At 59.5% G+C, this 12,801-nt stretch carries 13 protein-coding genes; 5 read left to right on the forward strand and 8 right to left on the reverse strand.

What is annotated here, in order from left to right:
• Positions 1-41 precede the first annotated feature (41 nt).
• The 3 genes from B3R00_RS00140 to B3R00_RS00150 all read right to left on the reverse strand — a co-directional run bounded on the left by B3R00_RS00140 (position 42) and on the right by B3R00_RS00150 (position 3,080).
• Positions 42-1,325: a TRAP transporter large permease gene (locus tag B3R00_RS00140; RefSeq protein ID WP_286996695.1), complete on the reverse strand. Its 1,284-nt coding sequence runs from the start codon at positions 1,323-1,325 to the stop codon at positions 42-44.
• A gap of 24 nt (positions 1,326-1,349) precedes the next feature.
• A complete protein-coding gene (locus B3R00_RS00145) occupies positions 1,350-1,865 on the reverse strand; it encodes a TRAP transporter small permease (RefSeq protein ID WP_219162131.1) in 516 nt (171 codons plus the stop codon).
• Between the two features lie 228 nt (positions 1,866-2,093).
• Positions 2,094-3,080, reverse strand: coding sequence for a TRAP transporter substrate-binding protein (locus B3R00_RS00150; protein ID WP_286996696.1), 987 nt, complete (start codon positions 3,078-3,080; stop codon positions 2,094-2,096).
• Positions 3,081-3,456: 376 nt separating this feature from the next.
• On the opposite strand from B3R00_RS00150, the gene B3R00_RS00155 reads away from it, so the two are divergent.
• Positions 3,457-3,828, forward strand: coding sequence for a hypothetical protein (locus B3R00_RS00155; RefSeq protein WP_286996697.1), 372 nt, complete (start codon positions 3,457-3,459; stop codon positions 3,826-3,828).
• 192 nt (positions 3,829-4,020) lie between these two features.
• On the opposite strand, the gene B3R00_RS00160 is transcribed toward B3R00_RS00155, so the two are convergent.
• A complete protein-coding gene (locus B3R00_RS00160; RefSeq protein WP_219162134.1) occupies positions 4,021-4,572 on the reverse strand; it encodes an NADPH-dependent FMN reductase in 552 nt (183 codons plus the stop codon).
• A 157-nt stretch (positions 4,573-4,729) separates the two neighbouring features.
• Between B3R00_RS00160 and B3R00_RS00165 the strand changes: the two genes are divergently transcribed.
• Positions 4,730-5,485, forward strand: coding sequence for an energy-coupling factor ABC transporter ATP-binding protein (locus B3R00_RS00165; RefSeq protein WP_286996699.1), 756 nt, complete (start codon positions 4,730-4,732; stop codon positions 5,483-5,485).
• Complete coding sequence (locus B3R00_RS00170) at positions 5,478-6,071, forward strand: energy-coupling factor transporter transmembrane component T family protein (protein ID WP_286996700.1); 594 nt, start codon at positions 5,478-5,480, stop codon at positions 6,069-6,071. Before B3R00_RS00165 ends, B3R00_RS00170 begins: the two co-directional genes overlap by 8 nt.
• 82 nt (positions 6,072-6,153) lie before the next feature.
• Here B3R00_RS00170 and B3R00_RS00175 read toward each other — a convergent pair whose 3' ends face one another.
• The 3 genes from B3R00_RS00175 to B3R00_RS00185 all read right to left on the reverse strand — a co-directional run bounded on the left by B3R00_RS00175 (position 6,154) and on the right by B3R00_RS00185 (position 9,473).
• Positions 6,154-6,591 carry a universal stress protein gene (locus tag B3R00_RS00175; RefSeq protein ID WP_286996701.1) on the reverse strand — a complete coding sequence of 146 codons (438 nt, stop codon included), beginning with the start codon at positions 6,589-6,591 and terminating at the stop codon, positions 6,154-6,156.
• 96 nt (positions 6,592-6,687) lie between these two features.
• Complete coding sequence (locus B3R00_RS00180) at positions 6,688-7,458, reverse strand: 2OG-Fe dioxygenase family protein (RefSeq protein ID WP_286996703.1); 771 nt, start codon at positions 7,456-7,458, stop codon at positions 6,688-6,690.
• Between the two features lie 323 nt (positions 7,459-7,781).
• Complete coding sequence (locus B3R00_RS00185; RefSeq protein ID WP_219164778.1) at positions 7,782-9,473, reverse strand: long-chain fatty acid--CoA ligase; 1,692 nt, start codon at positions 9,471-9,473, stop codon at positions 7,782-7,784.
• Positions 9,474-9,703: 230 nt separating this feature from the next.
• On the opposite strand from B3R00_RS00185, the gene B3R00_RS00190 reads away from it, so the two are divergent.
• Positions 9,704-9,901 carry a hypothetical protein gene (locus tag B3R00_RS00190; RefSeq protein WP_286996705.1) on the forward strand — a complete coding sequence of 66 codons (198 nt, stop codon included), beginning with the start codon at positions 9,704-9,706 and terminating at the stop codon, positions 9,899-9,901.
• A 224-nt stretch (positions 9,902-10,125) separates the two neighbouring features.
• Entirely contained in the window at positions 10,126-11,031 is a 906-nt protein-coding gene (locus tag B3R00_RS00195; RefSeq protein WP_376747686.1) for an SDR family oxidoreductase, read from the forward strand.
• Positions 11,032-11,175: 144 nt separating this feature from the next.
• Here the strand turns inward: B3R00_RS00195 and B3R00_RS00200 are convergent, their stop codons facing one another.
• Positions 11,176-12,600, reverse strand: a complete 1,425-nt coding sequence (locus B3R00_RS00200) for an MBL fold metallo-hydrolase RNA specificity domain-containing protein (protein WP_286996707.1) — start codon at positions 12,598-12,600, stop codon at positions 11,176-11,178.
• Positions 12,601-12,801 lie beyond the last annotated feature (201 nt).

Below are 12,801 nucleotides of genomic sequence, written 5' to 3' on the forward strand. Positions count from 1 at the left end.
CGGGCTTTTTTTGTGCAGGCCGCTTTGATGCAACCAAGACGCTAGAAGCCCAGCGAGTGCGGCAGCCACACCGACAGCGCAGGCACAAAAGTCAGCAGCATCAGCACGATGAACTGCGCCACCAAGAAGATCGGCAGCTCTTTGTTCAGCTCAGACAGCGTGGTTTTGGTGGCCACGCAAGTCACAAACAGCAGCCCACCGACCGGTGGCGTAATCATGCCCAAGGTCAGGTTTACCACCACCACCATCGCAAACTGGATGGGGTCAATGCCCAAGGCATTGGCAATGGGCGCCAGGATGGGCACCAAGATCATGATGCCGGGCAGCGGCTCCATGAAGATGCCAAAAATCAGCAGCAGCACGTTCACCGCCAGCAAGAACATGATGGGCGACAGCTCCCAGTTGATGATCAGCTCCGACAGGAACTGCGGAATCCCCTCGACCGTCAAAATCCAGGCAAACGGCTGAGAAGCCGCCATCACCAGCAACACCGAAGCCGTCAGCAAGCCCGAGCGGGCCGTGATACCGGGAATCGCATCCCAGCGCAGCGTGCGGTACACCCACTTGCCACACACAAAGGCATACACCACGGCCACCACCGAGGCCTCGGTCGGCGTGAACACGCCAAAGCGGATACCAATGATGATCAGCGCCACCAGTAGCAGCACCGGAATGGCCTTAAGCGTGTTGACCAGCATTTCCTTGGCGGAAGGGCGTGGATCGGTCGAGCGATAGCCGCGATTTTTGCACACCCACCAGTTCACCACGCACAGCGCCGCGGCAATCAGCAAACCGGGGACGAAGCCTGCAATAAACAGCGCACCGACCGACACATTCTCATCTTGCAGCGCGTAGATGATCATGCTGATCGAGGGCGGAATGATGGGGCCAATGATGGCGGAGTTGGCCGTCAGCGCCGCCGCGTATGGGCGGTCATAACCGGCTTTGGTCATCATCTTGGTCATCATGGCGCCAGGGCCGGCAGCGTCTGCCAGGGCAGAGCCTGAAATGCCCGCAAACAGCACCGATGAGCCCACATTGGCATAACCCAGCCCGCCGCGCAAATGCCCCACAAACTGTGCCGCAAAACGCAGCAGTACCTGGGTGAGCGCACCGCCGGACATCAACTCAGCCGCAAAGATGAAGAACGGCACCGCCATCAGCGGAAAGCTGTCAATGCCGGTGAACATCTCCTTGAACACCACCAGCTGGGGGTATTTGCCGCCCACAAATACGGCAATTGCAGAAGCAATCGCCAGGGCAAACGCCACGGGAAAGCCCAGCACCATCAGCAGTACCAAGCACACAATCAGCGTCAAAGTCATCGTTTTTCCTTGTTTTGACCCTGCTTACAGCGAGCCTGCAGCTTCGCCATCAATCTCTTCGGAGCGCTCGAACTCCCCCTCCAAGATGTAGGAGCGCGCAATCAGCAGCAGGTGCACCAGCATCAGCAAAAAACCCACAGGCATGGCTGCATAGATGAAGGAAATCGGGATATCCGTGGCGGCCGTACTTTGGAAGCGGGTGCGCCAGACGTAATCGCTGGAGGCATACGTCATAAAGATGAAAAAGGCCGACAAGCCCAGCACCACCACCGAGCGCATGGCCCGTGCGGCACGCGTGCTGACAGCGCGGTGCAAATTGTCAATTGCCACATGCCCCCCAAAACGCAGCGCCAGGCCAGCGCCCAGGAATGCCACCCAAATCATCATGTGGCGCGCCACCTCTTCCGCCCAGATGATCGAATCCCCCGTGGTGTAGCGCAGCACCACGTTGGTAAAAATGATGACGGCCATGGCCAGCAGCAAAAGAATAAGTAACCAGCGGTTGGCTGCCACCAAGCCGCGTTCAAAGCGATCCAGCATAGGTTGTCGTTGTCGTATGCAGGCAAACATGCATGTGCATGTGGATGCCCCATAGCTCTTTCATTCAAGAGTCCACTCCGCCTGCCAGCCCATGTGTTGCACACCAGCTTGCAGGCACCAATGCGCAACATCGCGCTGCGTCACTGCCAAACAGCAAAAGCCTGCGGGGCTCTATCAGCACTCGCAGGCCTTGCAATACCGCAGCGGTACAACGGAAGCTGCGCTTCCTTACTTCACGTTGGCAATAGCGTCCAGCGTTGGCTGACCGAACTTCTTGGCGTACTGCTTGTAAGCAGGCTCCAAGGCAGTGCGAAAGGCTGCCGCATCCACTTTTTCGACCACTTGCATGCCGTGGCTCTTGGCCAGCTCTACACCCTTGGCTTCCACATCATCCACAAAGGCGCGAGAAGCCTGTGCACCCGCCTTGGCACCTTCGGTAAAGGCCGCCTTTTGCGCATCAGTCAAGCCACCCCAGAAAGTGGGCGACATCACCAGCACCACCGGTGCATACACGTGCGAAGTCAGTGTCAGGTGCTTTTGCACTTCCCACAGCTTGGAAGAAGTCAGCACCGAAATGGGGTTTTCCTGGCCGTCAATCGTGCCTTGCTGCAAGGCACTGATCACTTCGGGCCAAGACATGGGCGTAGGTGCGGCACCCAGGGTGCGGAAGGCGGTGATGTGCACAGGATTTTCTGTCACACGAATCTTCAGACCCTTCAGGTCAGCCACGTTCTTGACCGCCAGCTTGTTGTTGGTCAGGTGACGGAAACCTTGCTCGCCCCAGGCCAGTGCAATCAGGCCGCGTTGCTTGAACTTGGCCAGCAGGTCTTGACCAAACTTGCCATCCAGCACTGCGCGGGCGTGCTTGGTGTCACGAAACAGGAAGGGAATGTCCACCACACCCACATCGCTGACAAAGTTGCTCAGCGCGCCGGTCGAGACGATGGCCGCCTCCACCGTACCCAGTTGCAGGCCTTCGATCAGCTCGCGCTCACCACCCAGGGCGCTGGAGGGGAAGTGCTTGACAGTGAATGCGCCGCCCGTGGCTTTTTCTGCGGAATCTGCCCACGCCTTGGCGGCAGCGCCGTAGTGCGAGTTCACTGCCAATGCGTAACCCAGCTTCACCTCTTTGGGTGCAGCCGCTGCGGTGCCCGCAGTCAGCGCCACAGCAGCAGAGGCACAAGCGGCGATAAAAGTACGGCGAATCATGACCATGGAAATGTCCCTCGTTGTCCAGCGATTGCACGCTTGCGCCGCCCACTCGCCTTCCATAGTTCTTTTTCTACAGAAGGCGCTTGTAACGACAAAGCGCTTGGTATTTGAAAGTCTGATGCACATTGTAAAAAATTTGATCTACCCCAAACCGGGGGCAAATCCCCTGGGAAAATGCTTTAAAAATGTTGAAAAACAAGGGCTTGAAAATCAAGCACCCCGCCACACGGGCTTCTACGTGTTTGTACGCACATACCGAAAAACGACGGCTGGCGCGCATTGCGCGAAGAGTCCCTGCCCCAAGCTGCGACAAATCGTTACTCAGTGTTTCCCCGACCTACAATTGAACCTAACACCACCGCTTGGGACAGCACACACCATGGCAGCACGCACACCCCTCCCCGCGAAAAGCACTGACTCCAGCTTGGTCACAGGTTTGATATTTACCGTACTGGTGTTGGTGGCCGCGCTGATCGTGGGCGGCTACTGGATGCAAAAGCAACGAGGCGAGAGCGCCGAACGCATGCAAGCCAATGCCTACCAAAACTACCTGAACAACACGCGCCCCACGCCCATGCCCCCAGCGGCCCAAGCGTCTGCGGTGCGCAGCCAGCAGGCGCAGGCGCAAGAAACACGGCAATACCTGCTGGGCCACCCTGCGGTGACACCCGGCACAGGCTTTGACAAGCCCGGCGTGCAAACCACGGGCAAAGCGATTGTCCAAGCGATCGACCAAGCCAAGGGGCTGTAACGACCTGCGCACAACTGCTCGCTGCGCATTCCGTACCAAATAAATTCCCTACTAAATAAAAAAAGAGCTGCCAGCGCTGGTATTTACTGGGTTTCGCATAGAAAACATATGCAAACCCATCCATACCATGCGCTGGCAGCTCTTTTTTTAGCAGCACTTGCAAGGTGCTGCAAAGCACGGCCGCACGTGCATTTACTTCTTGTGCTGATGCACCCAGTCCACCACCTGCTGCACAAACTTTTGGATGAAGGCATGGCTGCGCTCAGCCACCGCGCCATCGGCCGTGAAAAAGCCGTCCTGGTACTGCAAGAACATCTCGGGCTGCCCCAGCGTGGGCATGTTCAGGTAGGCCAAGATATTGCGCAGATGCTGCTGCGCCAACGCCGTGCCAATAGCGCCAGGTGACATGCCCACCACCGCCGCCGGCTTGCCATCCCACACACTGTGGCCATAGGGGCGCGAGCCTTGATCCAAGGCATTTTTCAGCACCCCAGGAACCGAGCGGTTGTATTCGGGCGTGACGAACAGCACCCCATCCACACTGCGCAGCGCATCACGAAACTGCTTGACCTGCGCCACCTCATTGCCGTCGGCATCCTGGTTGTATAGCGGCAAGTCACCAATCGCGACTTCTTTGAAATGCACGCCCGCTGGGGCCAGCTTCATGATGGCATGCGCCAACTGGCGGTTGAACGAGTCTTTGCGCAGACTGCCCACCACAATAGCAATTTGGGTTTGGCTCATAACATGCACTCCTTAGGTAGCGACGGGGTTAGTGACCTTGCCATTATGAAACTGGCCAACCCATTCGCATGCGTGGGCACACGCCGACAACCGCTGTCTGCCCGCACCCCATCAGGCACAATGCCAGCTGCTTTGCGCCGCCTTGCCTTGTCTTCGAATGAACGCCCCCACTGCCTCTTTGCCCTCTGCTCCCGCGCTGGAGTTGCAACATGTCCACCTGCAACGTGGCCGCACCCAAGTCTTTAAAGGCTTGAGCCTGCAATTGCACGAACCCCGCATTGGCTTGATTGGCGACAACGGTGCCGGCAAAACCAGCTTGCTGCGCCTGCTGTGTGGCTTGGAGGCGCCCGACCATGGACAGGTGCTCAGCCAGGGGCAGAACCTGCACGCCGCTGGCAGCCAGCGCGCGCGCTGGGTAGGCATGATGTTTCAAAACCCGGATGACCAGATCATTTTCCCCACCGTGGTGGAAGAGCTGGCTTTGGGCCTGCAGCCCCAGGGTTTGAATAAGAAAGCCGCCCAAGCCCAAGCCCGGCAATTTCTGCACGCACGTGGCTTGCAAGACTGGGCCGAACGCGCCGTCACCAGCCTCAGCCAAGGCCAGCGCCAGCATGTGTGCTGGCTGGCGCTGCTGCTGGCGGGCCCGCGCAGCTTGCTGCTGGATGAGCCTTATGCCAGCCTTGATTTGCCCAGCCAAGCCCAGTTGGCGCACGACATTGCGCAAACCACGCAGCAGGTGATTGTCTCCACCCACTTGCTCGATCATGTGCGCCATTTCCCCCGCGTGATCTGGATGGAGGGCGGCCACGTGCGTGCCGATGGGCCCGGTGCACAGGTCTGCGCGGCCTACGAAGCCCATGTGCGCCAGCGCATCGCCGCTTTGCGCCCTCAACCCCCCGCCCACCATGGGTAGCCTCTACAGCGAACACCCCACCTGGCTGCACCGCTTAAGCCCTGCGCTCAAGCTGGTGCTGATGGCTGTGCTCAGCACCTTGCTGTTTCTGGTGCAGTCGCCCCTGGTCATGGGTATTTGCAGCGTGGCTTGCGCTGTGCTGTGGTTCAGCCTGGGCAAAGCCACCCGTGTAGCGCGCCGCTTGATGGTTTCGGTGCTGGTAGCAGCCGCCCTGATTGCGGCCTTTCATGCCTACATGGGCAACTACGCGCTGGCCGCCACCAGTGCGCTGCGCCTGGCCTGTGCTTCCACACTGGGCGTTGCCCTGACCGTGACCACGCACCCCACCCACATCCTGCAACTGCTGGAAGCCCTGCTTGCGCCACTGGCCAAACTGGGTTTTCCGGCCCAGCGGGTTGCGCTGCAGTTGGCGTTGATGATGCGCTTTATCGAACACTTTTTTGTGCAGTGGAAGCGCCTGGACGACGCCTACCGCCTGCGCACCGGTAAAGCGGGAGGATTTCGCCTGCTCGCGCCGTTGACCATTCAAATGCTGCAAACCGCCCAACGCGTGGCCGACGCCTTGTTTGCCCGGCTGGGCCAGTAAGCCAAGCCCACAGCCACCGTCCAACGCCCATAAAAAAACGCTGCTCGCAGGCAGCGTTTTGGGCTTGAGCCTAGGCAGTGGCTTAGTCGCGCACCACCAGCACCGGCACATGGGCGGTTTGCAGCACGCGCTGCGCCACGCTGCCCAGCACCAGCTTTTCCAGACCACGGCGGCCATGCGAGCCCATCACGATCAGGTCTGCACCCACGTTCTCAGCCACACGTGCAATCCCTTCATGCACAGCGTGGCCTTCGCCCACCAAGGTTTTCACGGCCACGCCAGATTCCGCCATGGCCTTGTTCACGTCTTCCAGGGCCTTGTTGGCTTCTGCTGTGGCAGCGCTCAGGTACTGGGCTTGGCCGTAGGCGAAATCAGCGCCCACGCCGGTAAAAGGATAGGGATCGAGCACGTAGACCGCCGTGACTTCGCTGCCAAAGGCTTTGGCCAGTTCAGCGGCCTTGGACACGGCTTTGAGCGATGTTTCCGAACCATCCACAGGAACCAGAATGTGCTTGAACATGAAAAACTCCTTGTTATGTAAACCGGGCTGACTTGTCATCAACCAATATATGCAGTCTGCGCGCGTAGTAGACAGCCAGTCTTGATTCGCGTCAAATCAGACGACCTTTTTATCTGCATCGCCCTGAAAACCCTGGGCGCGGCACGTCACCACCAAGGTGTCACGGGCCCCTCTTTCGCTATCGCTCAAAGGCTGAATCGGCGTGGACTCATGAATCATGCGTGCATCGTCCAGCAGCATAAGGGACCACGGCTCGGTCAAGGTAAAGCGCAAACCACTGGGGCCTGTCGCTTCAAACACGCGCGTCTCCCCGCCTTTGATGCCCTGGCGCCCCACCAAAAACACCGCCACCAAATCCACGCCATCTCGGTGCGCACCTTCGGGTGTCGGGCGGCCAATACCGCTGGCCGTGTCAATGCGAAATTGGTGCGCCTCCACATAGCATGGTGCATGCGTATCAGGGGCAAACAGTTGCTGCGACAGCTGCGCCAGCTTGGCAATCAGCTGCACCCACACTGCCTGCGCGCAGGTGGATTCCAGCATGGGTGCAAACCAGCGCTCCATGCCGCCGTGCAAGGCGTTGTATTTGACCGGCTGCCAGTGCGCGCGGTGTGGCACTTGCACCACCGCGCCTTCGGTCACCGTGAAACTGGCATGGCGGCGAAAGCGGTAGCGCCCACCATCTTTGAGGAACTCATCGGGGGGCAACGTTTCCCAGTCGGGATTGAGCGCGAGCAAAGCCTCCAGCTCACAGCCCAGCCAAGCCGCTACATCCTGGGGCTGCAGCACGGCATAGCCATGGTCGCGCAGTTGCTCGGCCACCCGATTGGGGGAATGGTACGGAGGGGGAAAGGTCACATAGGCCATAAGGGTGGCAAGCTTACTCCTCGCACAGCGGCTTGGGCGGCTGCGCAGGCATCGATCGCAGAGCAGGCCCTTCGAAGTTGGTGCGCACGCCCTGCCTTCAATTTTGATCAAATCCTGCCTAAACGTTTATCCATCAACCGCTGACAGCTATCAAAATAGCAGAAAATCACCAAGCACCGCAGGCAACACTGGCTCACGACACGGCCCCGCAAGGGGGCATCAAAGGTGGTGGAGCAGCGCGAAACAGCCAGCGCGAGGATTGCACCCCGCACCCACTGGCTGCGCCACCCCACGTTGGGCGTGCGGGGCCGTGTGAGCGAGGCTTATGCGGGCGTTGCCTCTGCTTCTTGCAGCAAGCGCCACATCACCTTGCCACTGCCGCTTTTGGGCAAGGCATCCACAAACGACACCAAACGCGGCACTTTGTAGGCCGCCATGTTCTCACGGCACCAGGCCATGATGTCTTCTGCCGAGACTTGCCCCTTGTACGCCTCGCGCAGCACCACCACGGCTTTGACGGTCTCGCCGCGGTACGCGTCTTTGGCCGAAATGATGCAGGCTTCTTGAATGGCCGGGTGGCGGAACATCAGTGCCTCCACCTCTGCAGGCCAGACCTTGAAGCCGCTGGCATTGATCATGCGTTTGAGGCGGTCGGTGATGAAGAAATAGCCATCTTCATCCATGCGCCCCAGGTCACCCGTGCGGAAAAAGCGTTTGCCATCCAGCTCCACAAACACCGCGCGGGTGGCGGCCTCGTTGCGCCAGTAACCGCTGAACACCTGGGGGCCACTGACCACGATTTCGCCCTGCTCGCCCACGGGCAGCTCTTGCAGCGTATCGGGGTCGACCACACGCGCGTCGGTGCTGATGAAGGGAATGCCCAAGCACTGCTGCTTGGCATTTTCTGGGGGGTTGTTGTGCGAAGGGGCGGCGGTTTCCGTCAGCCCGTAACCTTCCTGATAGCGCAGGCCATAGGCCTCATACAAACGCTGGGCCACCGCCTGTGGCATGGCCGCACCGCCGCCGCCGATATAGGTCAGGCTGCTGAGGTCAAACTGCTGGAAGTTAGGGCTGGCAAACAAGTCAATCACCATGGTGGGAATGTTCGTCCAGTTCGTGACCTTGTACTGCGAGATCAAGCGCCCTGCCAGCTCACGATCCCAGCGCGGCATCAGCACCATGGTGGCGCCCACGTAAATGCTGCAGTGCATTACCGACACCATGCCCGTGATGTGGAACATGGGAATCACCGTCAGCGTGACGTTCTCGCTGGTGGCACTGCCCCACACGGCCGAGGCTATGGCGTTGAACATGATGCTGGCATGCGTGTGCATGCAGCCTTTGGGCAAGCCCGTGGTGCCGCTGGTGTAGGGCAGTACACTCAAATCCTGCGGCCCCACCGCCAGCGCAGGCGCGGCAGCGGTGCAGGCCAGCGCCTGCTTCCAGCTCACGACCTCGCCTGCGTTCAAGGTCAGCGCTGGGCGCTCCATGGTCAGCCACGCCTGCCACACCTCAGGCACAAACTCGCGCTGGTTTTCAGGCGGCAGGTATTCGCCCACTTGTGTCACCACTACCTGCTGCAAGCCCTGGCCCGCAGGCAAGGCATTGCTGGCTTTGACCAACTCTGCGCCCAGGTCTGCCGTGGTGATGGCCACCTTGACATCGCCATCGGTGATGTAGTGCTCCAGCTCCTGCGCCAGATTCATCGGGTTCACCGGCACCACCACCGCATTCGCCCGCAAGATGGCAAAGTGCGCCATCACCAACTGGGGCAGGTTCTGCATCAGCAAAATCACCCGATCGCCCTTGCGCACACCCGATGCGTGCAAGTGCGCAGCCAGCCGCTCAGCGCCCTGCGCCAGCTCACGGTAGCTGGTGACATTGCCAAAAAACAGCAAGGCCGCTTTGTCAGGGTAGCGGCGCGCACTGGTCTCTAAGTTGTCCCACAGCGAAGTTGCAGGCACCGTCAAAGTATGGGGAACACGACGGGGCCAGTGGTTGAAGTGCGAGCGCATAAAAGCCATTCCATCTCAGGTTGTGAATGCCTTAAAACTATCGCCTTCCCCCCGTGCTGCCATTCGGGAAGCCCCCCACACGGGGTCACGTGCGCGACCAATTTTTCGTTTCGCCACGCAGAACCACCCCGTGAAAAAATGGCGGTGAAGCCGCCGCCAGCGCGCCGTTCTTTAAATCGTCACAGTCTGCAAGCACGATGCGCTATCCAAGTTGAAGCACGGAGCACGCCATGCTGACAAACAGCGCACAAGCCTCTCATTTCTGGATGGCGTCATTGCTGTGCATTACCGACCTCATGCCTGCGCCACCTGAATTCGCCCCGCAACCCCGCCTGCGGCCACAAGGTGAAAGCGTCACGTGGCGGGCCAGCTACCCGGTCTGGGGCAGCATCTTGCTCCATATGCCTTGGCTGCTTTCCGCTTGCTAGCCGCAGCTGCTGCCCCACACTATCACCCCCTGCATCTGGCGCCTGCATGACCATGGCTTGTTTACGCTGCAGCGTGGGAATAGCAGCGCAGCGGGCAATCCACGCATCCGCTGTAGCTGCAGAAACAGGTGCTCTCCTACCTGCGTGGTAAACATTTGCCCCCAAGACCGTGGGCACCACGTGGCAAAACTGGCGCGACCATCACCCCGCCCCGAGGAGCGCACATGGCACCCAAAACCGCAGCACTCGCCCAGATTGCGCCTGCCACCCCCAAAAAATCTGCACGCGCGTCCGCTGCGCAAAGCCATGCACTGCCCAGTAGCACCACGCCGGGGCAAGAATATTTGATGAGCTGCAAGCCGCTGTTTGCTGCCCCCCACTACCGGGGCAGCGGCAAGCTGCAAGGGCTAACGGCACTGATCACCGGCGGTGACTCCGGCACTGGCCGCGCCGTGGCCGTGCTGTTTGCCCGCGAAGGGGCCCATGTTGCGATTGCCTATCTGAACGAACACAAAGACGCCAAAGCCACTTGCCAGCATGTGCAAGCTGAAGGGGGCGCATGCATCTTGCTGCCCGGTGACGTACGCGACCCGGCGTACTGCGCACGGGCGGTGCGCAAGGTGATCAAAAAATTTGGCACGCTCAATATCTTGGTCAATAACGCGGCCTGCCTCGTGCAGGCGGAAAGTCTGGAGCAGCTTGATGACGCCAATCTGGCGGCCACGTTCCAGACCAATATTTACGGCTACATCCACATGGCCCGCGCCGCCTTGCCGCATATGCAGCGCGGGGACTGCATCATCAACACGGGCTCTGCGGTCGGCATCAGCGGCTGCCCTTATTCCATGGACTACGCCGCCAGCAAAGGCGCGGTGCATGCGTTTACCCAATCGCTGGCGCTGAACGTGGCCGAACGCGGCATTCGCGTCAACGCCGTGGCGCCCGGGCCGGTCTGGACTGCGCTGACCCCGGGCAACAGCAGCGAAGATGATTTCGCCAACTTTGGCGCTGACACCGCGTTAGGCCGCGTGGCCCAACCCGAAGACATTGCTCCGGCCTATGTGTTTTTGGCGGCACCCGCTTGTGCCAGCTGCATCACAGGGCTGGTGATGCCTGTATCAGCCAGCTAAAGCTGCCACTCCGCTACCTGGCCTGCGCTGCGTGTACCAGCAGACAGCTTCACAAAAAGAGGAGCTATCAGCGCTTATCAGTACTTACTTTCAGATAGAAAACCATCTGAATTCAAGCATATACAAGCGCCAACAGCTCTTTTTTTATGAGCCGTTTGCAGACAACCCTTGCAGCGCAAAGCGCTCGCCCAGCTCTGGCACCGTGACCGTATGGCCATGCTGGCTGCGCAACTCCTTGGCCAAGGCCTGCGCGGCCTGCGGTTCGCCATGCACCACATAGGTGTGGCGTGGCGCAGGCTGGAAGGCACCGGCCCAGTCCAGCAATGCCTTTTGGTCGGCATGCGCAGAAAAACCGCCCAGCGTATGCACCGATGCACGCACATCAATTTGCTCACCGAACATGCGCACCTGCTTGACGCCATCCACCAGCCTGCGCCCCAGCGAGCCATAGGACTGGAAGCCACAGATCACCACCGCGCACTCTGGGCGGCCAATGTTGTTGCGCAAATGGTGCAGCACACGACCAGCATCGCACATACCGCTGGCAGAGATGATGACGGCACCACTCTTGATGCGGTTGAGCTTGATGGATTCCTCCACATCCTGAATGAAGTGCACATGCTGCACATCGGGCAGCTGGCGTGCCGTGCCCATGAGCTGCTTGGCCTCTTCATCAAAGACGGTAAAGTGGTGCATGGTGATTTCCGTGGCCGCCACGGCCATGGGGGAATCAACAAAAATTTCCACCGGCGGCAAGCGCCCTTGCTGCATCAAATCAATGAAGTGATACAGCAGCTCTTGCGTGCGCCCCACGGCAAAAGCGGGAATCACCACATTACCGTGCGGCACCGTGCGGGTAACAATGTCTACCAGTTCATTGAGCGTGCTGGCGTTGTCCTTGTGCAGGCGGTCGCCGTAGGTGGACTCAATCAGCAGCACATCGGCTTCTTGCACTGGTGTGGGATCGCGCAAAATCACGCGCCCGGGCTGCCCCAGGTCACCACTGCTGACCAGTTTCTGCGTGCGGCCATGGGCATCGCGCAGCCACAGCTCCACAATGGCTGAGCCCAAGATATGGCCCGCATCCTGAAAGCGAACCTGGACACTGGGGTGCACTTCAAACTGCTTGCCATACGGCTTGGCTTTGACCAGCTCCAACGTTCGCGCCACATGCGCCAGCGAGTACAGCGGCGGCAGCACATCACGCTCGTGTTTTTTACCCTCTCGCTTGCGTCTGGCGGCACGTTCGGCATCCATGATTTGGATGTGTGCGCTGTCTTTGAGCAGCACTTCCAGCAAGTCTTGCGTGGCCAGCGTGGTGTAAATCGACCCCTTGAACCCTTGGGCCACCAGCTTGGGCAAAAGCCCGCTGTGGTCAATGTGTGCGTGAGTCAGCACCACAAAGTCAATGCTTGATACGTCAAAAGCAAACGCATTTTCATTGTGGGCATCGGCCTCTTGCCCACCTTGCGCCATACCGCAGTCCAGCAAAAAGCTGCAACCGTGCGCCTCAATCAGAAAACAAGAACCTGTGACAGCTTGTGCTGCACCATAAAAGCTAATGTGCATAAAACGTAGGCCATAAAGCGCGAAAGAGCGATGCACCCAATCTAACAGTTGCCGCCCGATAGACACAGCAGGAATGACCACCCCCAGGCAAAGCACTTAACGCACATCAAGACATCGAGCCCCTGCTGCACAAAAAAACATGAAGAAAAACCTCCCTGTCACCACCCAGCAAGTGGACATTGCGCCGGGCATCAGCAAGCC

The organism is Comamonas sp. UBA7840, assembly GCF_002501455.1.
GTDB lineage: Bacteria > Pseudomonadota > Gammaproteobacteria > Burkholderiales > Burkholderiaceae_C > Comamonas > Comamonas jiangduensis.

Bases quoted from the DNA above. Each gene is read 5' to 3' on its own strand.
- B3R00_RS00140 (WP_286996695.1), bottom strand. From the start codon at position 1,325: ATGACTTTGACGCTGATTGTGTGCTTGGTACTGCTGATGGTGCTGGGC.
- B3R00_RS00200 (WP_286996707.1), bottom strand. From the start codon at position 12,600: ATGCACATTAGCTTTTATGGTGCAGCACAAGCTGTCACAGGTTCTTGT.
- B3R00_RS00185 (WP_219164778.1), bottom strand. From the start codon at position 9,473: ATGCGCTCGCACTTCAACCACTGGCCCCGTCGTGTTCCCCATACTTTG.
- B3R00_RS00155 (WP_286996697.1), top strand. From the start codon at position 3,457: ATGGCAGCACGCACACCCCTCCCCGCGAAAAGCACTGACTCCAGCTTG.
- B3R00_RS00150 (WP_286996696.1), bottom strand. From the start codon at position 3,080: ATGGTCATGATTCGCCGTACTTTTATCGCCGCTTGTGCCTCTGCTGCT.
- B3R00_RS00145 (WP_219162131.1), bottom strand. From the start codon at position 1,865: ATGCTGGATCGCTTTGAACGCGGCTTGGTGGCAGCCAACCGCTGGTTA.
- B3R00_RS00180 (WP_286996703.1), bottom strand. From the start codon at position 7,458: ATGGCCTATGTGACCTTTCCCCCTCCGTACCATTCCCCCAATCGGGTG.
- B3R00_RS00160 (WP_219162134.1), bottom strand. From the start codon at position 4,572: ATGAGCCAAACCCAAATTGCTATTGTGGTGGGCAGTCTGCGCAAAGAC.
- B3R00_RS00165 (WP_286996699.1), top strand. From the start codon at position 4,730: ATGAACGCCCCCACTGCCTCTTTGCCCTCTGCTCCCGCGCTGGAGTTG.
- B3R00_RS00175 (WP_286996701.1), bottom strand. From the start codon at position 6,591: ATGTTCAAGCACATTCTGGTTCCTGTGGATGGTTCGGAAACATCGCTC.
- B3R00_RS00195 (WP_376747686.1), top strand. From the start codon at position 10,126: ATGGCACCCAAAACCGCAGCACTCGCCCAGATTGCGCCTGCCACCCCC.
- B3R00_RS00190 (WP_286996705.1), top strand. From the start codon at position 9,704: ATGCTGACAAACAGCGCACAAGCCTCTCATTTCTGGATGGCGTCATTG.
- B3R00_RS00170 (WP_286996700.1), top strand. From the start codon at position 5,478: ATGGGTAGCCTCTACAGCGAACACCCCACCTGGCTGCACCGCTTAAGC.